This window comes from Achromobacter xylosoxidans A8 (assembly GCF_000165835.1).
GTDB lineage: Bacteria > Pseudomonadota > Gammaproteobacteria > Burkholderiales > Burkholderiaceae_B > Achromobacter > Achromobacter xylosoxidans_B.
In genome coordinates, this window is the sequence record NC_014640.1 from 1,349,629 (window position 1) to 1,370,821 (window position 21,193).

Sequence of the window (21,193 nt, forward strand, 5' to 3'; positions counted from 1 at the left end):
GGTGAGGGCCGTCACGCCTGCGCCATCGCGATTTCGTTTTTCCGATGGCCCCCATCAGCATCGGCAACGCACTGCAAAAAGGGCTTTGCCGTATTCTTGAATCCACCAAAACGCTGACGTTGCACCCTTGCGTGCCATGCGGCCACCGCCTGTTTTTCCCGGGATTTTTGCGTCGGGAGACTGAACTCCATGAGTGCAGCAGCCATGCCGAATCGCCCCTTTGCCTCCGATAGCTCCAGCGCGGTCAGCCTGGAGGGAGTGGTCAAGAAGTACCGTGATCACACGGTGCTGCAACAGGTGTCCCTGAACATCGAGCGCGGCGAGTTCCTGACGCTGCTGGGTCCGTCGGGCTGCGGCAAGACCACCTTGTTGAACCTGATCGCGGGCTTTGCCGACGCGGACGGCGGCGAGATCTTCATCGACGGCAGGCCGGTCACGGCACTGCCGCCGTATCAGCGCCAGATCGGCATCGTGTTCCAGAACTACGCGCTGTTCCCGCACATGACGGTGGAACGCAACATTGCTTATGGCCTGCGGATGCGGCGTGTGCCGGCCGCCGAGATCGAGCAGCGGGTGCGCGAAGCCATGGCCCTGGTCAAGCTGGACGGATTGGGCGAGCGCAAACCGCGCGAGCTGTCCGGCGGGCAGCAGCAGCGGGTGGCGCTGGCGCGGGCGCTGGTGATCCGTCCCAAGGTGCTGTTGCTCGACGAGCCGTTCTCCGCGCTGGACAAAGGCCTGCGCGGCGCCATGCAGGTGGAGATCCGCGATATCCAGCGCAAGTTGGGTGTCACGACGATATTCGTCACCCATGACCAGGGCGAAGCCCTGAGCATGTCGGACCGCATTGCGGTCATGAGCCAGGGAGTGATCCGGCAGGTCGCAGCCCCCGACGAGCTGTATCGCAATCCGCAGGATCCTTTCGTGGCGTCGTTCCTGGGCGACGTCAACATCCTGCCGGCGCACTATCACGGCTCCAGCGCCGAAACCATCCAGTTGCGCCTGGGCGGGGGGCTGACGCATATTCCCCGCCACCGCCTGGTGGGCGGCTCGCACGAGGGGCACCGGCTCGATCTCTACGTGCGGCCCGAACATATCAAGCTGGAAAACCTGCATAGCGGGTCGGTCCTGAGCGGCACGGTCGTCAATCACGTGTTCCAGGGCGACCACGTGGATCTGTACCTGGAGGTGCATATCCCCGTGGAAGGACGCCAGCACGTCATGGTGCGCACCTCCGATCTGAATTGCATCCATGAATGGCCCGTGGGCGCCGTGGCGGGGCTTGCGCTGCCCGGCCACGGGGTCAGCGTCTTCAAGGCATCGTCCTGAAGACAGGGTTATCGCACGAGGTTCCACCCTTCCTGGCGGCCGCGCCTGCGCGGCCGCCTAGTTTCCATTCGTCCGCGAGGCACCACGCCATGAATCAGATCCCTGTTGAAATGCAAGCCGTCATCGCCCGCGAGCCCGGCGATGCCACGGTGTTGACGCTGGCAGACCGGCCGGTACCCGCGCCGGGGCCTGGCGAAGTGCTGCTGCGCGTGCATTCGGCCGGCATCAACAGGCCCGACATCATGCAGCGCCAGGGCTTGAGCAAGCCGGCGCCGGGCGTGACCGACGTGCTCGGACTGGAGGCCTGCGGCGAGGTGGCCGCCTGCGGCCCCGGCGTGCCGGAGTCCTTGCGTGGGCAGCGTCTCATGAGCCTGCTGGCGGGCGGCGGCTATGCGCCGTGGTGCGTGGCGCGGGTGGATCATTCCCTGCCTGCGCCTCAGGGGCTGGACGACGCGGAGGCGAGCGCCCTGCCGGAAGGGCTGTTCACCGTCTGGCACAACCTGTTCGAGCTGGGCCGCTTGCGCATGGGCGAGACTGTGCTGATCCACGGCGGAGGCGGCGGCATCGGCACGCTGGCCATCCAGATGGCGCACGCCGCCGGCGCGCGGGTGGTCGTGACCGATGGCGAACGTGACCGCTTCGACGCCCTGCGCGAGCTCGGCGCCGCCGAGGTGATCTGCTTTCACGACACGGATTTTGTGGCGGCCTGCGACACCCTCACTGAAGGCCGTGGCGTCGACGTGGTGCTGGATATCGTCGGCGGCGACTATGTGCGGCGCAATCTGCAGGCGCTGGCATTTGGCGGACGTCACGTGAGCCTTTCCTTCCTGCAGGGATCGGCCGTCAACGTGGAACTGCTGACCCTGATGCAAAAGCAGTTGAGCCTGCATTCCTCGACCATGCGCCCGCAGACCGATGCCGAGAAAGCCCGCATGGCCGCCGCGCTCAGGCGTCACGTGCTGCCCTTGGTGGCCGCCGGCCGCATCCGACCCAAGATGTCGCAAAGCCTGCCCCTGGCCGATGCCGTGCGCGCGCACCAGTTGCTGGAGAGCGGCAAGGTGTTCGGCAAGCTGGTCCTCAAACCCTGACCTCCGGAGACTGGATTGAAACTACTCTATGCCCCGACGTCCCCCTTCGTGCGCAAGGTGATGGCTTGCGCGCACCTGACCGGCCAGGCTGAACGGATCGAATGGCTGGCCAGCGCTGCGCATCCGGTGAACCGCGATGCGCGCATCGCCGCCCACAATCCGCTGGCCAAGGTGCCGACCCTGATCCTGCCAGACGGCAGGGCGCTCTACGACAGCCGTGTGATCTGCGAATACCTGGCCGGTGCCGCCGGCGACACGCAGCTGTTTCCGGCTGGCGAGGCGCGCTGGCTGGCATTAACGCGCCAGGCCCTGGGCGACGGCCTGCTTGATGCCGCGCTGCTGGCGCGCTACGAACATACGGCCCGGCCGGCCGAAATCCAATGGCCGCAGTGGCGCGAGGCGCAGCTGGTCAAGGTGCAGGCCTGCCTGGCGGAAATCGAGGCGCAGGCCGACAGTCTGCCGCAAGCGCATCCGAGCATCGGCGACCTGACCATCGGCTGCGCCTTGGGATATCTGGATTTCCGCTTTCCCGAGCTGGACTGGCGCGCTGCGCATCCACGCGCCGCAGCGTGGTTCGCCGAGTTCAACCAATTGCCTGCCATGCAGGCGACCCTTCCCCACGAAACCTGAGACAGCCGCCATGACGACGCCGAGCGCGACCCCATCATCCTCCACCGTCTGGTTCCTCAACGGGCCGAACGCCAATCTCTACGGACTGGATGCCAACAAGACCTACGGTTCGGACAGCTTTCCCGTGTTGCAGCAACGCTGCGAAAGCAAGGCTGCCTCGTTGGGCATCCAGCTGAACTTCGTCCAGTCCAACCACGAAGGCCAGCTGGTCGACTGGATACAGGAAGCCCGCGGCAGCGCGCAGGGCGTCATCATCAACGCGGCCGGCCTGACCTATTCATCGGTGCCCATCCTCGATGCCTTGCTATCCTTCCCGGGCAGGATCATCGAGGTCCACATGAGCAATATCTGGCGGCGCGAGGCCTTCCGCCATCATTCGTATATTTCCAAGGCCGCCGATGGCGTCATCGCGGGGCTGGGCGGCGATGGCTATGAACTGGCCATCGAGGCCATGTCCCGCCTGATAAACCGCAGTACCTGAGGTAGACCGCCCATGCATGCATCCTCCCGCCCCACCGTGTCGGGCGCCATGATCTTCTACAGCGAATTCGACGACTACACGGCCTGGCGCGACGCCATGCAGGCGCGCCTGCCGGACCTGCGCATGGTGCATGGCAGCGAAGCGCATGATCCGGCCAGCATCCATTACGCGCTGGCCTGGAAGGCGCCGCAGGGCTTCTTCGATCGTATGAAGAACCTGCGCCTTATCGTGAATCTGGGCGCGGGCGTGGATTCGCTGGTGGGCCGCGAGGACCTGCCGGCCGGCGTGCCCATCACCCGCATCACCGATCCCAATATGGCGCGCATGATGGCGGGCTATGTGCTGTTCGCCGCGTTGCGCTATGCGCGCGACATTCCATATTTCGAAGCGGCGCAGCGCCGGGGCGAGTGGGCCTACCGCCATCCGCGTTCGCCCGAGGACGTGCGCGTGGCGGTGCTGGGCCTGGGCGAGCTGGGCGCCTGCGCGGCGCAGGAGCTGCGCCGCCAGGGGCTGACGGTGCTGGGCTGGTCGCGCAGTCCACGCAACATCGAGGGCATCGAGTGCCACAGCGGCATGGAATCGCTGGACACGGTGCTGTCGCGCGCCGACATACTGGTGGTGATGCTTCCGCTGACGCCGCAGACTCGCGGCCTGCTGGATCGCGAGCGCTTGCAGCGTCTGCCCCGCGGAGCGGCCCTGATCAATGTGGCCCGGGGCGCGCTGGTGGACCAGGCCGCCTTGACCGATCTGCTGCGCAGCGGTCATCTGGGCGGCGCGACGCTGGACGTGTTCGAGCGCGAGCCCCTGCCAGCTGGCGACCCGCTCTGGGCGATGGACAACGTGCTGATCACGCCGCACCTGGCTTCGGTGGCCATTCCAGCATCGGCCGCCGGACAGATTGCCGACAACATACTGCGCGTCAGCCAGGGCCTGGAGCCCGCCAATCGCGTCGATCCCGCGCGCGGCTATTAAGGTTGGGCCTTGCGGAGGTCAGGGTTCTTTAGCCGCCGAGGCTGCCCTGCGCCATTCCGATGCTCGCCCCGGTGGGGCTGCGCTTCGGATGGCTCCGGGGTCCTCGGCTGGCAGTCGCCCAATGCGTTGGTTTTGGATCTTGTTCATGGGCAGATGCCGTGAGCCGGTGGCCGGGCGGAGGGATCCGAAGCGCAGCCCCACTGGGGCGAGCATCGGAATCCCGCAGTCCGGACGGCGGCGGCTCAAGAGCGCTGCCTCCCAAAATCGAAGTGCAGGGGCGATAGGGCTTCGAGCTTGCGGATGTCAGGGTTCTTAAGCCGCCGAGGCTGCCCTGCGCCATTCCGATGCTCGCCCCAGTGGGGCTGCGCTTCGGATGGCTCCGGGGTCCTCGGCTGGTAGGCGCCTAATGCGTTGGTTTTGGAACCCGTTCATGGGTAGATGCCGTGAGCCGGTGGCCGGGCGGAGGGATCCGAAGCGCAGCCCCACCGGGGCGAGCATCGGAATCCCGCAGTCCGGACGCCGGCGGCCCAAGAACCTGACCTCACAAAGCCAATCGGCAACATTCCACCCAGAACTATCTAGTGGTTGTCCTCGATATTGAGGATCCTGCCCAGCCCCAGGAATCGATTGGCGAAGATCAACAGGGTGGCGGTCACCACGATGTACACCACCGACAGCGCGGCCAGGGTCGGATCGGCGAACTCGCGCACATAGTTGTACATGGTCACCGGCAGGGTCTGCGTGTTCTGGGTGGTCACGAACAGCGACGCGGTGAACTCGCTGAACGACATGATGGCCGCGAACAGCCACCCGCCGAACAGACCGGGCGCCAGCAAGGGCACCGTGATCGTGAACAGCACCCGCACCGGCGAGGCGCCCAGGCTGGCGGCGCTCTGCTCCAGGCGCTCATCCAGGTTCTCCATCGAAACATAGACGCTGCGCAGCACGAAAGGCAGGACGAGCATGACGTGGCACAGGATCACAATGCCGTAGCCGCGGTCCACGTTCAGCTGCGCCGCCAGGATCAGCAGGCCCAGCCCCACCGTGAAATGCGGAATCACCAGCGGCGAAAGCAGGATGGCTTGCAGGATGTTCTTGCCGGGGAACGCCATGCGCTTTACCGCGATCGCCAGGCCGGTCCCGATGATCAGCGCCAGCACCGATGACCAGAGCGTAACTACCATGCTGGCGTGAAAGCCGTCACGGAAATCGGAGTAGGTGAACACGCGCTCGAACCAGCGCCAGGACCAGGCCTGCGGCGGAAAGGTGAGCAAGGCCTTGTCATTGAACGAGGCCAGCACCACAACCACGACCGGCAGCAGCACGAAGGCAAGGATGAGCGTGATCAGGACGGGCGCCCCGACTCGCAGCCACAGGGGCAGGGATTTGCGGATACTCATGTCAGTGTCCTCCGATGGCCTTGAGGCGGCGCGTGACGCGGCCGAGCAGCATTAGCGAGATCGCCGTCAGGCCCAGGCCCATGACGCTCAGGCTGGCCGCCAAGGGAAAGTTCATGGATGAGAATCCCAACTGGTAGACCAGCGTGGAGACGGTCGGCACGCGGCCCCCGCCTATCATCTGCGGCGTGGCGAAGGCGCTGAAGGTCCAGGCGAAGGACGTAGTGATGCTGGCCAGGATGCCTGGCATGGACAGCGGCAGGGTAATGGTCAGGAAGGTGCGCACCGGCCCCGCGCCCAGGCTTTCGGCGGCCTTTTCGTAATCGCGGTCGATGTGCGAGATGGCGGTGGCCAGCATCAACACGACCACGGGGATGGTGACATGCACCAGCGCCACCAGCACGCCGAGGTGGCTGAACATCAGCGTCAGCGGCGTGTCTATCATGCCCAGCTTGAGCAGCATCGAATTGATGAATCCGGTGCTGCCCAGCACGATGATCCAGGAATAGGTGCGCACGATCTCGCCCAGGAAGAGCGGCGTGATGGAAACGATCAGGATGAAAGACTTGATATAGCGGTTGCGTACCCTGACCAGGGCGTACGCCAGCGGATAGGCCACGAGCAGGGAGCAGACCGTGGTTTCGACGCTCAGGCGCAGGGTGTTGGTAAAGGCGTCGAGATAGATCTGCTTCCCCAGGCCCGAGAAGTTATTCAGCGTCAGGCCGCCGACATCCAAGGAGCCGGGAATGAAGGTGCGCAAGCTGTACTGCAGCACGGCCGCCATGGCGACGCAGATGCACAGCGCGATGAAGCTTGCCGGGGAGATCAGCCATCCCCTCAGTGTGGAACGCGCATCCATGGTGTACCCATCCATCGTGTACGGTGAGAACGAGGGGGAGGCCGCGGACCGTGAGGCCGCGGCGTCCGGCAATCAGTTCATGATGTTCTCGGTGAACCACTTGCGCCACTCGGCGGTCTTCTCGGCGCGCAGCTTGTCGTCGATGACGATGGCTTGGGTATCCCATTGCTGCTTGGTCGTGAATACGCCCGGCAGCGCGGCGTCTTCGGGCGAGACCTTGGCGTCGTCGACCACCGGGCTGGCTTTCTTGGCGGCCACGATCTTGGCCTGCACCTCTGGCGACAGGGCGATGTTCATGAACTTGTAGGCGAGGTCGGTTTTGGCGCTGCCTTTCATGATGGCCATGGTGTCCACGCCCAGCACCGCGCCTTCCTTGGGCATCGCCACCTTGATCGGCACGCCTTGGCCGATCATGTAGTACGCATTCATGGACAGCACGATCTGCACCGGTGTCTCGCCGGCGGCGATCAGTTGCTGGCTGTTGGCGTCGTTGGTGTAGAAGGCCTTGAAGTTGGGTTTCAGGGCCTTGAGCTTGTCCTGGCCTTTTTCCCAAGTGCGGGCGTCGCCGCCAGAGAGCAAGGCTGAAATGTCGATGATGTGGCTGGGGTCGAAATCCGGCGCCGACAGCTTGTTTTTCAGAGCCGGATTCCAGAGGTCGTTCCAGCTGTTGAAGGTGATGCCGGGTGGAATCAGGTCGGGGCGATAGCCGATGGTGTACACATACGCCCAGCTGCCGATGTGGTACGGGCTGATCCTGGCCCGGTCGACCAGGTGCGAGTAATTGGGAATCTTGCTCAGGTCGAGCTTCTCGTACAGGCCGGCATTGACATAAAGCCAGCCGATGTGCGACGTGGTGAAGGTGATGTCGCTTTCCGGCTTGGTGGCGAGTTTGGCTTTGTTCAGGCGGTCTATGGTGCCGCCCGTGATGTACTTCACCGGCACGCCGGTCTGCCGTGTGAACTCCTTGCCGATGCTCTCGTCGATGAGATCGCGGAAGCTTCCGCCCCAGGTGCTTACCACCAGGGCATCCTGCGCTTGCGCCGTGCCGGCGAGAGCCGCGCCGGCAAGCATGCCCGCGCAAATGAGTCTTTTGATCATGACAACCCCTTGTCTATGTGGCCGACTACAAAACCTGCTCCAGGAAATTCCTCAGGCGCTCGCTCCTGGGCGAGGCAAAGAACTGTTCGGCGGGCGCCGTCTCGATGATTTCGCCCCGCTCCATGAAGACGCAGCGGTCAGCGACTTTGCGGGCGAAGCCGATCTCGTGGGTGACGCAGATCATGGTGATCCCGGTCTGCGCCAGGTCCTCCATGATGCGCAGCACGGAGCCGACCGATTCTGGATCGAGCGCCGATGTCGGTTCGTCGAAAAGCATGATGCGCGGACGCAGGCAAAGGGCGCGGGCGATGGCCACGCGCTGCTGCTGTCCGCCAGAAAGCTGGATCGGATACTTGTCGGCCTGTTCGATCACATTGACCTTGGCGAGGTACTCGCGTGCCGTCTGTTCGGCCTCGGGCGTGGACATCTTCAAGGCGACCTTCAGCGCGAAGGTGCAATTGGCCAGCACCGTCATGTGCGGAAAAAGATTGAAGTTCTGGAACACCATGCCCAGTTGGCGCCGGACTTTTTCCACGTCCTGGGGGTGGCGGGTCAGCGCGGTGCCATTGACGTGGATGTCGCCGGAGTCATGCTGCTCCAGATGGTTGATGCAGCGGATGAGCGATGACTTCCCGGATCCGGAAGGCCCGCAAAGAATGACGATTTCGCCATTGGACACCTCGAGGTGGATATCCCGCAGGGCGTGGAAGGCGCCGTAGAACTTGTTCACTCCCGAGATGGATACCGCGGGCGCGCAGTCGGCAAGGGCGGAGGAGTAAGACGGCGTGATGCTGGACAGGATGGCAGTCATGATGATTCGCGCTCTGGTGGACGGTCGGCCGGGGCGGTTCAGATTCTGACGAGATAGCGGTTCAGCCTGCGATCCGCGATCGAGAACCCAAGACGTATGCTGTTGGTGATGCACCAATAAATGGCCGCCGCCGTGATCAAGGGCGTGAACGGGTCATAGGTATAGTCGAATACGGTGTTGGCGGCCGCGGTAAGGTCGACCAGCGTGATGGCGCTGACGGCCGCCGTGCTCTTCACCATGATCAGCAACTCATTCTGATAGGCGCGCAGCACGTAGCGCGCGACGAGGGGGATGCGCAGGCGGAACAGGATTTGCGCAGGCTTCAGGCCCAGTGTCTGCGCGGCTTCGATGGTGCCCTTGGGAATCGCCGCCAGCCCGCCACGGATGATCTCGGCCATGAAGCCCGAGTGGGTCAGCGCCAGGCCCAGCCAGGCGCAGACATAGGCGTTGGAAAAGACGTTCCAAAGAAAGGTGTCGCGCACAATGGAGAACTGGGGCAGTCCGCTGTAGATCAGATACAGCAGCACCAGGCTGGGCACGCCGCGGAAGAAGCCGATGTAGCTGCTGGCGAAGAGGGCGCGCGGGCCTGGCCGGAAGCTCGCCAGGGCGACCGGCAGCGCCAGCAGCAGGCCGATGACCAGCACAGGCAGCAGCACGGCGAATGTGGTGCCGGCGCCAGCCAGCAATTTGGGCAAGCTGTCCCAGGCTACCTGGAAGTCAAAGTGCATGCGAGGCTCCCTTGGTCACGACGGGATGGAAGCCGCGCGCCGCCCATGTTTCGACGCGGCGGGCCACGTAATAGGTGAGCCAGGTCATCGTGAGGAAGAAGGCGGCGGCGAGCAGGTAGTAGACGAAGGGTTCCTTGGTCACGCCGGACGCGAGCTTGGCGTAGGCCATGATTTCCTTCAGGCCGATCAAGGAGATGAGGGCGGTGTCCTTGAGCACGACGATCCACATATTGGTCATGCCGGGCAGGGCCAGGCGCAGCATCTGCGGCAGGATCACCTTCAGCCAGATGGTGGTGCGCGGCACCAGCAGCACCCGTGCGGCTTCGAACTGTCCGTGGGGCACGTTCTGGATCGCGCTGCGTATCAGGTCGGCCAGGTAGGCGCCGTAGACCATGCCCAGCGCCGCCACCGCGGCCATGAAGGGCGTGATCTCGACACGCTGGCCGACGCCGAACGGCGCGAGCAGGCTGGCGACAATCTCCGAGCCGCCGTAGTAGAACAGGAAGCCGACCAGCAGCGAGGGCACGCCCGTGAAGATGGAGGCGTACGGAATCCAGATGATCCTGGCCAGCAGTGTTGGCCGCAGCGTGATCAGGGCAAAGAACGTTCCGATCGCGAGCGCCAGCAGATAGGCGCAGACGGCGACCTGGATCGTCATCAGCGCGCCGGTCGCGAGTTGCTGCACGAAACCCATCGAAGGCATGAGGCAGTCCTTGCAAGCGTATGAAGAATTCCGCCCAGGCCCCGGCGGTCTGACGCCGGAGGCCCTGGCGGTGTGCGCGGATCCGGCTAGCGGCAGGCCGCCTCTTCGGGCAGGAGCTCCACTTCCATGTAGGGTTTGCGCAGCTTGGTGAAGGTGCAGTCCTTGATGATGGCGTCGACCGTGGCGCTCATGCGGTTGAGCAGTTCGCCGCTGTCCTTGCGGGCGATCCAGCTCGAGCCGGCTTCGCCGCCGCCGGTCCACAGGTCGCCGCCGGCGAATTTCCAGCCCTTGCCCTGGGGCTTGGACAGGAACTCGTTGGTCCAGCTGATCTTGGGGCCGAGACTCATATCCAGCCGGCCATTGGCCAGGTCGAGCCGGATCTGGTCGGGGTTGTCGTAGAACACGATCTGCACCGCGTTGCCGAATGTCTCGCCCACGTACTTGGCTTGCGCCGATCCGCGTTGCAGGCCGATGCGCACACCTTTGAGGCCTTCAGGCGTGAAGGTGTAGTTCTTCGCTTCTGGCACCACATAGGAGTCCGGGTTGAACAGCACCGGACGTCCGAACAGCACTTTTTCCTTGCGCTCCGGCAACGGTTTGGTCTGGCTGACCACGGCATCCAGCTTCTTCTGCAGCAGCGCCGGGATCAGGGCCTTGAAGTCCATCACCACGATTTCGCAATCGGCTTTCATCCGCTTGCACATCTCGCGCGCCAGATCGGGTTCGAAGCCCGTCAGGCGGCCCGAGGGGTCGACCATGCTGAACGGCGGATAGCTCCCCTCGTTGCCCAGCACCAGTTTCTCGGCCTGGGCGGGCGCCAGGGCGAACAGCGAGGCGCCCGCGAGCGTCAGCACCGTGATGGTTTTTTGAAGATGCATTTTTATTCCCCTTGTTTATTGGTCATGCACTTCGGCGAAGTGCTTACATCGTGTTGTCCCTGGACAGGTTGGCGTTGAACAGTGACCCGTAGCCGGGCTTGGCGCCTGCCGCGCCGGTGAGATCCAGGCAGTGCCAGAACGAGGCCTGGATGGCCGAGATCACCGGCTTGCCGAGCTTCTGCTCCAGCGCCTCGATGGCCCCGACGGTCCTGAAGTTGGTGCACGAGACGAAGATGGCCGTCGCGTCGGGGTGGTCGACCGAGAGCACGTGGTCGTAGACTTTCTCCAGCGATACTTCGGCCAGCGCGTGGTCATCCGAGATGCCGAGGCAGGCGCTCTTGACGACCTCGTGGCCGTTTTCCTGCAGGAAGCGGATGGCGCGTTCGTGGATCTCCGGGAGGTAGGGCGTGGCCAGCGCAACCTTGCCGGCCTTGACCTTCTTCAACGCTGCGAGCGTGGCGGTGGAGGCCGTGGTGATCATCGGCCCCGGCACCCATTGCCGCAGCTTCTGGATCAGAGCCTGGTCGTAGGCCGTGCCATGCAGAAAGGAGGCGCTGGTCCCGCCGAACAGCAGCACGTCGATCGGGGCGGCGCCGGCCAGGCGAGCGGCCTGTTCGAGCTCGGGGGCGTTCATCATCTCCTCGATGCCCTGCACGGTGACCTTGGGCAGCTTGATGCGCGCCGTATGGGTGGACACGCCGCGGGCGGACATGGCCCACATTTCTTCTTCCATCACGACGCTGGAGGCGATGTAGATCAGCCCGATGCGGGCAAGGTCGCCAGAACCGTCGTAGCGGAATCGGGGATAGGCGGCTTGCGCGGGAGTTGAGGCGGTGTTCATCCGGATCCTCTGTAAGGTGAGGTTGCTTCAGATGGCGTCGGTCATCGATCCGGGGCCGGGCATCGCCGCGACTGCCGCACCGGCCGCGCCAGCGAAAGCCAATAATGAGAGAGACGATCCGAGGGACCAAGTCGCCTTTTCCGTTGGCATGAATAGATTTTCCTGATGGCCTGGTGAGGCCCCCGAAGGCATGGTGAGGCTCATCGTCGCGAGCGTCGCCCGCGTCAGGATTTCCGAGACGGGACACCAGAAAAAACAAATAGGCTGCGGCCCCGCTTGGGCAGACCATCAGCGGGCAGGTCAAGGCCTTGGGCCATGCTGTTAGCCAGGCAGGCGTGGGGTCTCCGGATAAACCCTAATACTGATACGAGCCATGAAGCATAAGCGCATACGCACCTTCAATACCAAGGCGACCTACCCCGAACAGAAACTCGACAACGATCTGTGCCAGGCCGTCGTCGCGCGCGGCAGCACTGTCTTCTTGCGCGGGCAGATCGGCCAGAACCTGGACACGTCCGAGAGCGTCTGCATCGGCGATGCCGCAGGCCAGACCGAGCAGGCGATGAAGAACATCGACATGTTGCTCAAGGAGGCCGGCGGCGAACTGCAGGACATCTGCAAGATCACGATCTACATCATCGACCCCCGTTATCGCGAGGAGGTCTATCGCGTGGTTGGAAAATGGCTCAAGGGCGTGTTCCCGGTATCCACCGGCATCGTGGTATCGGCGCTGGCGCGTCCCGAATGGCTGGTGGAAATCGACGCGACTGCCGTTATTCCGGATTGACGCCACAGGAGGCCCAGGTCATGACTTTCTCCATCATTGCCCGCTGTCCGGCCACCGGCCAATTCGGCGCGGCCGTTTCGTCCTCTTCGCCCGCGGTCGCGGCGCGCTGCATCCGCGCGCGAGCGGGAGTGGGCGCGGCGGTCAGCCAGAACATCACCGATCCCGCCCTGGGGCCGCTCATCCTTGATGCAATGGGCCAGGGCCACTCGCCCCAGCGCGCCTTGCAAGCCCTGGCCGAACGCCCCTTTATCAGCTACCGGCAATTGATGGCGATCGACGCCACGCAGGCGCCGGCCATCTTCACGGGCGCGAACGCGTTGGGCCGGCTGGCCAGTGCGCAGGGCGAGCACGCCGCGTGCGCCGGCAATATGCTGGCGTCGCTGGATGTGCCCGCTGCCATGCTGGCGGCATTCGAGCAAGCGTCGGGCTCGCTGGCCGAGCGCCTGATGCAGGCCATGTTGGCGGGCCAGGCTGCTGGCGGCGAAGAGGGGCCGGTGCATTCGGCCGGGCTGCTGGTGGTGGCGGACCTGGACTGGCCCATTGTCGACCTGCGCATGGACTGGGTGGAGCAATGTCCAGTCGAAACGCTTTACGAGGCCTGGAAGGTCTACGAGCCGCAGATCCAGGATTACATCACCCGCGCCAGGGACCCGCGCGCCGCGCCGAGTTTCGGCGTGCCAGGCAATCTGTGACCGCTTGCGCCAGCCGGCTAGTGCGAGAAAACCCGAGGAGCGCCATGCCCCCTTATCCGGGCATAGTGGATACACTTTTGCTCGGTGCGGCTGATGCCAGCGCCGGGCCACGGTGGCGGCCCGCAAGGCGGAACGCCACCTCCCTCCAGCCTGCTCCAGTTTTCTCACTTCGGACTATGCTCAATCGCATTTCGCTGCGCCAGATGGAGTACTTCGTTGCCACGGCCAAGCATGGCAGTATCGCCGCGGCATCCAGCCAGATCCACATCTCGGCGCCTTCGATTTCGGCCGCCATCGCGCATGTCGAAACCGAGCTGGACGTGCAGTTGTTCGTGCGGCATCCGTCCAAGGGCCTGGCCCTGACGGTGCTCGGCCAGCAGGTCATGAGCGAATGCGAAGACCTGCTCGAGCGCGCGTCGCGTCTCTACAAGATCGCGTCGGTCTCCAGCAATACCATCCAGGGCACCTTGCGCGTGGGCTGCTTCCAGTCGCTCACGGCCATGATCGCGCCCGAGGTGATCTTCGGCTTTTCGCGGGCATTCGCCAAAGTCGAGTTGCACATGACCGAAGGCGACCAGCAGTTGCTGATCGACAAGCTGCACTCGCTGGAGATCGACGTTGCGCTGAGTTACGACCTGAGGCTGGGCGACGAAATATCGTTCGAGGCGCTGGCGCGCCTGCCGCCGCATGTGGTGGTCAGCGAACTGCATCCGCTGTCGCAGCAGATCGCGGTGACGCTGGAAGAGCTGGCCCGCTTGCCCATGGTGTTGCTGGACCTGCCCTTGAGCCGCGACTACTTCATGTCGCTATTCGCGAAGTTCGGCCTGGAGCCGAACATCGTGGCGCGCTCACGCTCGGAGGAAGTGGTGCGGTCCATGGTCGCCAACGGAATCGGCTATGCCTTATTCAACGTGCGGCCGAAGTCCACGCAAGCGCTGGATGGCAAGCGGCTGGTGCGGCTGCGCCTGGTGGGTGAACACCGCCCCATGCTGCTGGGCCTCACCACTTACAAGCCGATGAAGCCGTCGCGCCTGACGGAGGTGTTCATGCAGCGCTGCCGCGCCTATATCTCCGATCAGTACATTCCAGGCATGAGCGAAGGCAGTTTCTTCGACCCTTACGTGCCTCCTGAAAGCAAATGAACCGGCGGCGCGCTCGTGCGCCGCCCGCCTCCTGCAGGTCCATGCCATGAGCACACCGACCCCCGACAACAGTCCAGACCTATTGCGCGAGCTGCTCGCGTTTCAATCCGTCACGTTGACGCCCAATATCGAACTGATCGAGCGCGTGCGGGAGCTGCTGGCGCAGGCCGGCATCGCGTCCACGCTGGCGGCGGACCCGCAGGACGCCCGGCGGAGCAATCTGTTCGCGTCCGTCGGCCCCTTGGATGTACCCGGCATCCTGCTCTCCGGCCACACCGACGTGGTCCCCGTGGCAGGCCAGCCCTGGACCTCGCCGCCTTTCGAGGCGACCGTGCGCGATGGGCGCATCTATGGGCGGGGCAGCGCGGATATGAAGGGCTTCGTGGCCTGCGCCGTGATGGCCATGATCCGCGCGGCCCATCAGCCTCTTGCGCGGCCCTTGCATCTGGCGCTGTCGTTCGATGAGGAAATCGGCTGCGTGGGGGTGCGCCATCTGCTGCGCGCGCTGGAACACATGAAGCCGGCTCCGCTGCTCTGCGTGGTGGGCGAGCCCACGCTGATGAAGATCGGCACCGGCAACAAAGGCAAGGCGGCCTATCGGGCCCTGTGCTGCGGCCAGGCGGGCCACTCCGGGCTGGCGCCGTTTTTCGTCAATGCCATCCATACGGCCAGCGATCTGATCGGCGCGCTGCGCGACGTGCAGCAGGACCTTGCCGAACACGGTCCGCGCGAAGCCGGCTATGACGTGCCGTACACGACGGTGCATGCAGGCACCATCAAGGGCGGCACGGCGCTCAACATCGTGCCGGCGGAATGCGAAGTCAATTTCGAGATCCGCAACGTCGCGCAGGATGACCCGAACCTGATCCTGGCGCGGGTGCTGGAGTTGACCAGGGCGAAAATGCGCGCCGCGGGCGCGCGGGCGGATGCCGCCCCGCCTCGGATCGAGCTGGTCAACAGCTATCCTGGCCTTGCCACGGCGGACGATTCGGCGGCCGTCGCGCTGCTGGCCTCATGGCTGCCGCCAGACACGCCGCTCACCAAGGCCGCCTTCGGCACCGAAGGCGGGCTGTTCCAGCAGCTATGGGCGCAAACTTCGGTGCTGATCTGTGGGCCTGGCAGCATCGAGGTGGCGCACAAGGCCGATGAGTACGTCGAGCTTTCGCAGCTGGAGGCCTGCGACGCCATGCTGGAGAAGTTGACGCAGTATCTGGCGATTTGATCCGCTTACAAATCACGACGCGGCTCGCACCTGGCGGCCGGCAACGTTTCGAAGCAATTGCCCGTGGAACCCTGAATTCAAGAGCCTGCTATAAAGTCGGCTACAGCTTTTCTGTAGGGCCAGGAAATGTCCATTCAAATGTTGAGCCGCTGGGGTGTGGCGATTTTTGCGGCTGCGCTGATGGCCGGCTGCTCTTCGAGCGGTCCCAAGACGTCGGATCAAGGTTCCAAATCGTATTCCTCCACCGCCCGCGCCGAAGGCGAGTGTGCGAAGCGCAGCAAGTGCATCTATAAAGGCGCGTACGAATCAGGCGAACGCAACTACGCCGAAGCGGAAGCCAAGCGCCTGAACATCGCCGAACTGGAGCGCCTGCGCCGCGCTTTCGGCAATTGAAGCTGGCAGAAAACCGGCGCGCGCCCACGCCCGAAGAAATCATGCGGCACTACGACGCGGACCCGGACGAGGATCCCTGGGTTCGGGGCAAGCCTGCGCCGGAACTGGTCGCGGTCGTACCCTATGACCCTGATTGGCCGGTCCGCTATGGCCGGCTTGAGTCGCAGGTGCGCGAGGCATTGGGACCGGTCGCGCTGGCGGTCGAGCATATGGGTTCGACGGCGGTGCCGGGCCTGCCGGCCAAGCCGGTGATAGATATCGATCTGACGGTAGCCGACCCCGTGCAGGAGGACGCTTATGTCCCCGCCCTGGAGGCGGCGGGTTACCTGCTGGTCTTGCGGGAGCCGTCCTGGCACCAGCACCGCGTGCTGCAGTTGGCCGCTCCGCGCGTGAACCTGCACGTGTTTGGTCCGGATTGCCCCGAGAACATCCGGCACCGGATGTTCCGCGACTGGCTGCGCCAGCATGATGCCGACCGCGATCTGTACGCCCAGGCCAAGCGCGAGGCGGCGGCCGGGGTGATGCAGGTCATGGAGTACAACAAGCGCAAGGAGGCGGTCCTGCGCCAGATCTACGAGCGCATGTTCCGCGCCGCCGGCTTCATCTGAGGCGCGGCGGCCCGGATCATCCCTGTCCGCTTCAGTAGTGGCTCTTGAGTGGTACGGCCGGGTCGGCCAGCACGTCACGGGGCGGGTTCAGCCCCAGTTCCAGCAACTTGCGCGCGGCCAGGTGGTCCATCGGCGCGTTGATCGATTCGACGCAGACCAGATGGCCGTCGGCGAAGTGCAGAATCGAGAAGCTGCCGGGCTTGGCGCCCGGACGCAGGACGCGTTCGGTATCCGGCGGCGCCAGGCCGGCGATCTGCAGGCGCAAAGCGCCTTGATCGGACCAGAACCAGGGCAGGGCGTGATATGGCGTCTTCGTGCCGAGCAGGACGCCGGCCAGGGTGCGGGCCTGGTCGTTGGCGTTCTGCACCGATTCCAGCCGCAGGGTCTTGCCCCAACGTGCATACGGAAAGGACGTGCAGTCGCCGATGGCGTAGATGCCCGGCGCCGAGGTCTGCATCAGTCCGTCGACCACGATGCCGTTCAGGCAGTCCAGGCCAGCGGCTTGCGCCAGCGTGATCTCGGGCACGGCGCCGATGCCGGCGACCAGCAGGTCCACGGGATGTTCCACGTCATTGACCACGACGCTGCGCACGCGGCCGTTTTCCGTGCGGATGTGTTGCAGGTCGGAGGATAGGCGCAGGTCGACGCCGGAATCGTGCAGCACGCGGGCGACGTGTTCCGAGGCTTCGGGCGATACGGAGCGCGCCAGCAGGCGCGGCGCGGATTCGAAGACGGTGACCGGGCGGCCCAGGGCACCGGCCGTGGCGGCGATTTCCAGGCCGATGAAACCACCGCCCACGACCGTGACCGAAGGCGCATCCGCGATCGCGGCGCGCAGGCGCGCGGCGTCGTCGGCGTTGCGCAGGTAGATCAGATTCTGCAGTTCGTCGGGGACGTCCGGCAGGCGCCGCGCGCGCGTGCCGGTGGCCAGCACCAGTGCGTCATAGTCGAGTTGCTTGCCTGAAGCCAGCGTCAGCCGGCGCGCGTCGCGGTCGATGCCGACCGCGGGGTCCGCCAGCAGGACTTGCACGCCGGCGTCGGCGTAGACCGCCTCGGCGCGCAGCAGCTGGATCGGAGCTTCCGGATCCTTGATGTAGGTCTTGGAGAGCGGCGGCCGGTGGTAGGGCAGCGAGGCCTCTTCGCACACCAGCGTCAGGCTGCCGGGAAAGCCGCCTTCTATCAGGCTGGCGCACAATTGCGCCGCCGCGTGGCCGCCGCCCACGATTACCACCTTCTCCATGCATGACTCCTGTTCTGCCTGGCCCGGTTTCGGGCCGAATCGGCAATCCTACCGCAGGTGGCGGCGGGAAGGGCTGCATGAAGGCGGAGGCGGGCGTTGCGTGTCTTGGGGAAGGATCAGGCCGTGGCGTTCGGCGCGGTTTTTGGGGACAGGATCAAGCGCCCGGGAACATGTAGCGGGCGGAAACAGCCAGGATGCGCTGGGCCGATTCGCGCAGCCTGCGGGCTTCGCGGTGGGCGTTGAGGGAAACCACGGCGTCATAGCGGCGCGCGCTGAGCGGACCGGCCAGCAGCACCGGACGGCGGGTAAGGATGGGGGATATCAAGCGTTGCATGTGGAGCATTCCTGCGGGCGCCAGGCCCAGTCGATGCCAGCTATCGTAAGGCGGCCAGGGGCGGCGGCCAACGAATTACCTTTTATATGAATATCCGGCGCGGTCCTGGAAGTCAGGCGGGCTGGCGGATATCCGAACGGCAGTATCGCCCGCGAGTGTGACAGCCATATGCCAATGCTCCGCCACGTTCCAGGCGCGGCCGGAGCCGGGGCTTGTCAGTTCTAATACTACGCGGTAGCATTAAAAAAACGAATGCTGGATCGGAGACAAAAATGGCATTGCCCCTGGAAGGTCTGCTGGTGATCGCTGTGGAGCAGGCAGCTGCAGCGCCGTATGCCTCGTCGCGGCTGGCTGATGCCGGCGCGCGCGTCATCAAGATCGAACGCGCGGCCGGCGATTTCGCGCGCGGCTATGACGGGGCGGTCATGGGCGACAGCACATATTTCGTCTGGCTCAATCGGGGCAAGGAATCAATCGTTCTCGATTTCTCGCAGCCTGAGGATCTGGCGCTGCTGCGCACGCTGATCTTGCAGGCTGACGTGCTGATCCAGAACCTGGGCCCGGGCGCGGCGGAACGCGCCGGCTTCGGCTGGAAGGAAATGCGGGCCGCCAATCCCCGGCTGATTACCTGCGACATCACGGGTTACGGCGAGTCGGGCCCCTATGCGGAGATGCGCGCCTACGACCTGCTGGTGCAGGCCGAATCGGGCATCGCGTCGGTGACTGGCACGCCGGAGGCCCCGGGCAGGGTGGGCATATCCGCCTGCGATATCGGCACCGGCATGTATGCGCACGCGGCCATCCTGGAGGCGCTGCTGCAGCGCGAGCGGACAGGGCAGGGCAGCGCCCTGCACGTGTCGCTGTTCGACGCCATGGCCGACTGGATGACCGTGCCCCTGCTGCACTACGACTACGCCGGCACGGTGTGGCCGCGCGTAGGCCTCGGACATCCGACCATCGCTCCCTATGGCGCCTTCGCCTGCCAGGGCGGCCAGTCGCTCCTGATCGGCGTGCAGAACGACGGCGAATGGCGCCGCTTCGCTTGCGATGTGCTGCTGAAGCCCGAATGGGTCGACGACGAGCGCTACCGCAGCAATCGCGACCGCGTGCTGCATGCCGAGGAATTGAAAGCCGCAATCGAAGCTGTGCTGAGTACGGTGGCGCTGGAGGAATTGCGGCGGCGTCTGACGCTGGCGAAGATTGCCTATGCGTCAGTCAACGGCGTCAAGGAATTGTCGGCGCATCCGCACCTGCGCCGCTCGGAGGTGCGCACCGCGCACGGGGTGGCGTCCATCGTGGCGCCGCCAGTCCAGATCCGGGGCGAGCCGCGCCGCTTGGGCGAAGTGCCCGCCATAGGCGCCCATACGCAGGCGGTCCGCGATGAGTTCGCGGGCGCCGGCCGGCAGGCCTGAGGGTAGAATTTCGCGTTTATTTCCGCCACAGCAAGGACATTATGGGACGGCCCAGCCTGATAGACAGCACGGAAGGGATCGAGAAGCGGCTCGCCATTCTCGATGCGGCCGCGTCCGTGTTCATGAACCTGGGCTTTTCAGCGGCGTCGCTGGACGACATCAGCGTGGCCTACGGCGCGACCAAAGGCATCATCTATTACTACTACCGCAATAAATCGGCGCTGTTCTTCGCCGTGCAGCGGCGCGCGATGGAACTGACCCGCGAAGCGATCGAGCCGCATGCGCTGTCGGCCGAACGGCCGGCCGTCAAGCTGCGGAAGATGGCGCATGACCATACCGTGCTGATGATGGAGCATCTGGCCTACCTGCGCGTCGCGGCGCAAGGGTTGGAACTGCATCTGACGGGGCGCACCACCGCGTCCGAACGTGCCGAACTGGAGGAAATCCTCAAGTTGCGGGCGGCGAATGAAGCCTTGTATATGCGTGTAATCGAGGAAGGCGTGCAGTGCGGCGATTTCCGCGCCATGGACGCCAAGCTGCTGGTCAAGCCGCTGCTGGGGGCTTTGAACTGGACTTCGCGCTGGTATCACCCGCGCAAGAACGAAACCGCCAAGGACCGCGAGCGCGTTGCCAGCGAACTGGCCGGCTTTGCGGTCAGCGCCTTGTTGCCGCATCCGCAGTAAAGCCGGGCCGCGCGAACGGACCGTTCCGCGCGGCTTTTTTTCTAATCATTTTAATACTGCTTGGTATTATTCAAACTACAGGACGACAGCGATTCATGGCTCCGAAAATCCTGGTGGAACGCGCCGGTTTTGTGACCACGGTAATCATCAACCGGCCCGAGGTGCGCAATGCGTTGGATCGCGAGGCGGCCTCCGAACTGGCGCGAGCGCTGCGCGAATTCGATGCGGACGAACAGGCCCGGGTGGCCGTGCTGTGCGGCGCCGGCGGCGCCTTCTGTTCAGGCGCTGATCTGAAGGAATTGGCGGGAGGCACCGACTACGAGCCCTGGGCAGGCAGCCCGGACGGCCCTTTGCATGCGCCGCTGTCCAAGCCCGTCATCGCGGCGGTGGCGGGACATGCCTGCGCGGGCGGGTTGGGCGTGGCGCTGTGGTGCGATCTGCGCGTCGCGGAGGAAAGCGCCTCGTTCGCCGTCCTGTCGCGCCGTTGGGGCGTGCCGATGAGCGATGGCACGACCGTGCGGCTGCCACGCCTGATAGGCATGAGCCGCGCCCTGGACATGTTGCTGACCGCCCGTATTGTGCTGGCTCCGGAAGCCGAGCGCTTCGGGCTGGTCAACCGAGTGGTGCCGGACGGACAAGCGCGTGCCGAGGCCGAGGCGTTGGCACGTCAGATGGCGCAATTCCCGCAGATCGCGATGCGCTCGGACCGGCAATCGGCCTATGCCCAGATCGCCTTGTCCGAGCGGGATGCGGTGGCTGCGGAGATGGCCTACGCCGCCGCCGCGCGAAAACTGGAGGCGCGCGCTGGCGCGCAACGTTTCGAGCAGGGTGCGGGGCGTCATGGCGCCTTGCCCGAAGCCGATTAGGA

The 21,193-nt window shown here is 64.9% G+C and carries 25 protein-coding genes; 14 read left to right on the forward strand and 11 right to left on the reverse strand.

Features of this window, described 5'->3' with window-relative positions; translation table 11 throughout:
- Positions 1–11: 11 nt before the first annotated feature.
- A complete protein-coding gene (locus tag AXYL_RS34835) occupies positions 12–206 on the reverse strand; it encodes a hypothetical protein (protein ID WP_148260584.1) in 195 nt (64 codons plus the stop codon).
- On the opposite strand from AXYL_RS34835, the gene AXYL_RS06340 reads away from it, so the two are divergent.
- The 5 genes from AXYL_RS06340 (at position 205) to AXYL_RS06360 (ending at position 4,497) form a co-directional block, all read left to right on the forward strand.
- Positions 205–1,326: an ABC transporter ATP-binding protein gene (locus AXYL_RS06340; RefSeq protein ID WP_041652541.1), complete on the forward strand. Its 1,122-nt coding sequence runs from the start codon at positions 205–207 to the stop codon at positions 1,324–1,326. The genes AXYL_RS34835 and AXYL_RS06340 overlap by 2 nt on opposite strands.
- Before the next feature lie 89 nt (positions 1,327–1,415).
- Entirely contained in the window at positions 1,416–2,414 is a 999-nt protein-coding gene (locus tag AXYL_RS06345; RefSeq protein ID WP_013391964.1) for an NAD(P)H-quinone oxidoreductase, read from the forward strand.
- A 15-nt stretch (positions 2,415–2,429) separates the two neighbouring features.
- Positions 2,430–3,044: a glutathione S-transferase gene (locus AXYL_RS06350; RefSeq protein WP_013391965.1), complete on the forward strand. Its 615-nt coding sequence runs from the start codon at positions 2,430–2,432 to the stop codon at positions 3,042–3,044.
- Positions 3,045–3,054: 10 nt separating this feature from the next.
- Entirely contained in the window at positions 3,055–3,525 is a 471-nt protein-coding gene (locus tag AXYL_RS06355; RefSeq protein ID WP_013391966.1) for a type II 3-dehydroquinate dehydratase, read from the forward strand.
- A 12-nt stretch (positions 3,526–3,537) separates the two neighbouring features.
- Positions 3,538–4,497 carry a 2-hydroxyacid dehydrogenase gene (locus AXYL_RS06360; protein ID WP_013391967.1) on the forward strand — a complete coding sequence of 320 codons (960 nt, stop codon included), beginning with the start codon at positions 3,538–3,540 and terminating at the stop codon, positions 4,495–4,497.
- Between the two features lie 578 nt (positions 4,498–5,075).
- Here AXYL_RS06360 and AXYL_RS06365 read toward each other — a convergent pair.
- The 8 genes from AXYL_RS06365 to AXYL_RS06400 all read right to left on the reverse strand — a co-directional run bounded on the left by AXYL_RS06365 (position 5,076) and on the right by AXYL_RS06400 (position 11,812).
- A complete protein-coding gene (locus tag AXYL_RS06365; protein WP_013391968.1) occupies positions 5,076–5,897 on the reverse strand; it encodes an ABC transporter permease in 822 nt (273 codons plus the stop codon).
- Position 5,898: 1 nt separating this feature from the next.
- On the reverse strand, positions 5,899–6,753 hold the full coding sequence (locus AXYL_RS06370; protein WP_013391969.1) for an ABC transporter permease: 855 nt from the start codon (positions 6,751–6,753) through the stop codon (positions 5,899–5,901).
- A 72-nt stretch (positions 6,754–6,825) separates the two neighbouring features.
- Positions 6,826–7,851 (reverse strand): ABC transporter substrate-binding protein, encoded by a 1,026-nt coding sequence (locus AXYL_RS06375; RefSeq protein ID WP_013391970.1) that lies wholly within the window; start codon positions 7,849–7,851, stop codon positions 6,826–6,828.
- A gap of 25 nt (positions 7,852–7,876) precedes the next feature.
- Positions 7,877–8,662 (reverse strand): amino acid ABC transporter ATP-binding protein, encoded by a 786-nt coding sequence (locus AXYL_RS06380; RefSeq protein ID WP_013391971.1) that lies wholly within the window; start codon positions 8,660–8,662, stop codon positions 7,877–7,879.
- Between the two features lie 38 nt (positions 8,663–8,700).
- Positions 8,701–9,390: an ABC transporter permease gene (locus AXYL_RS06385; RefSeq protein WP_013391972.1), complete on the reverse strand. Its 690-nt coding sequence runs from the start codon at positions 9,388–9,390 to the stop codon at positions 8,701–8,703.
- The gene (locus AXYL_RS06390) at positions 9,380–10,093 is read right to left on the reverse strand and encodes an ABC transporter permease (protein ID WP_013391973.1); all 714 of its coding nucleotides are present in this window, start codon (positions 10,091–10,093) and stop codon (positions 9,380–9,382) included. Before AXYL_RS06390 ends, AXYL_RS06385 begins: the two co-directional genes overlap by 11 nt.
- An 86-nt stretch (positions 10,094–10,179) precedes the next feature.
- Positions 10,180–10,971, reverse strand: a complete 792-nt coding sequence (locus tag AXYL_RS06395; RefSeq protein ID WP_013391974.1) for a transporter substrate-binding domain-containing protein — start codon at positions 10,969–10,971, stop codon at positions 10,180–10,182.
- Between the two features lie 43 nt (positions 10,972–11,014).
- Positions 11,015–11,812, reverse strand: a complete 798-nt coding sequence (locus AXYL_RS06400) for an Asp/Glu racemase (RefSeq protein WP_013391975.1) — start codon at positions 11,810–11,812, stop codon at positions 11,015–11,017.
- A gap of 373 nt (positions 11,813–12,185) precedes the next feature.
- Here AXYL_RS06400 and AXYL_RS06405 point away from each other — a divergent pair, with 373 nt between their 5' ends.
- The 6 genes from AXYL_RS06405 to AXYL_RS06430 all read left to right on the forward strand — a co-directional run bounded on the left by AXYL_RS06405 (position 12,186) and on the right by AXYL_RS06430 (position 16,656).
- The gene (locus tag AXYL_RS06405; RefSeq protein WP_013391976.1) at positions 12,186–12,599 is read left to right on the forward strand and encodes a RidA family protein; all 414 of its coding nucleotides are present in this window, start codon (positions 12,186–12,188) and stop codon (positions 12,597–12,599) included.
- Positions 12,600–12,619: 20 nt separating this feature from the next.
- Positions 12,620–13,291: a DUF1028 domain-containing protein gene (locus AXYL_RS06410; RefSeq protein ID WP_013391977.1), complete on the forward strand. Its 672-nt coding sequence runs from the start codon at positions 12,620–12,622 to the stop codon at positions 13,289–13,291.
- A 176-nt stretch (positions 13,292–13,467) separates the two neighbouring features.
- Positions 13,468–14,433: a LysR substrate-binding domain-containing protein gene (locus AXYL_RS06415; RefSeq protein WP_013391978.1), complete on the forward strand. Its 966-nt coding sequence runs from the start codon at positions 13,468–13,470 to the stop codon at positions 14,431–14,433.
- Positions 14,434–14,479: 46 nt separating this feature from the next.
- Positions 14,480–15,655, forward strand: a complete 1,176-nt coding sequence (gene argE, locus AXYL_RS06420; protein ID WP_013391979.1) for an acetylornithine deacetylase — start codon at positions 14,480–14,482, stop codon at positions 15,653–15,655.
- Positions 15,656–15,781: 126 nt separating this feature from the next.
- Entirely contained in the window at positions 15,782–16,048 is a 267-nt protein-coding gene (locus AXYL_RS06425) for a hypothetical protein (protein ID WP_013391980.1), read from the forward strand.
- Positions 16,045–16,656 (forward strand): GrpB family protein, encoded by a 612-nt coding sequence (locus tag AXYL_RS06430; RefSeq protein ID WP_013391981.1) that lies wholly within the window; start codon positions 16,045–16,047, stop codon positions 16,654–16,656. Before AXYL_RS06425 ends, AXYL_RS06430 begins: the two co-directional genes overlap by 4 nt.
- A gap of 31 nt (positions 16,657–16,687) precedes the next feature.
- Here the strand turns inward: AXYL_RS06430 and AXYL_RS06435 are convergent, their stop codons facing one another.
- Both AXYL_RS06435 and AXYL_RS06440 read right to left on the reverse strand, forming a co-directional pair.
- Entirely contained in the window at positions 16,688–17,896 is a 1,209-nt protein-coding gene (locus AXYL_RS06435; protein ID WP_013391982.1) for an NAD(P)/FAD-dependent oxidoreductase, read from the reverse strand.
- A 154-nt stretch (positions 17,897–18,050) separates the two neighbouring features.
- Positions 18,051–18,230 (reverse strand): hypothetical protein, encoded by a 180-nt coding sequence (locus tag AXYL_RS06440; RefSeq protein WP_013391983.1) that lies wholly within the window; start codon positions 18,228–18,230, stop codon positions 18,051–18,053.
- A 272-nt stretch (positions 18,231–18,502) separates the two neighbouring features.
- Between AXYL_RS06440 and AXYL_RS06445 the strand changes: the two genes are divergently transcribed.
- From AXYL_RS06445 to AXYL_RS06455, 3 genes are all read left to right on the forward strand, one after another.
- Positions 18,503–19,642, forward strand: a complete 1,140-nt coding sequence (locus AXYL_RS06445; RefSeq protein ID WP_013391984.1) for a CaiB/BaiF CoA transferase family protein — start codon at positions 18,503–18,505, stop codon at positions 19,640–19,642.
- Positions 19,643–19,683: 41 nt separating this feature from the next.
- Positions 19,684–20,325: a TetR family transcriptional regulator gene (locus AXYL_RS06450; RefSeq protein ID WP_013391985.1), complete on the forward strand. Its 642-nt coding sequence runs from the start codon at positions 19,684–19,686 to the stop codon at positions 20,323–20,325.
- A 95-nt stretch (positions 20,326–20,420) separates the two neighbouring features.
- Entirely contained in the window at positions 20,421–21,191 is a 771-nt protein-coding gene (locus AXYL_RS06455; RefSeq protein ID WP_013391986.1) for a crotonase/enoyl-CoA hydratase family protein, read from the forward strand.
- Positions 21,192–21,193 lie beyond the last annotated feature (2 nt).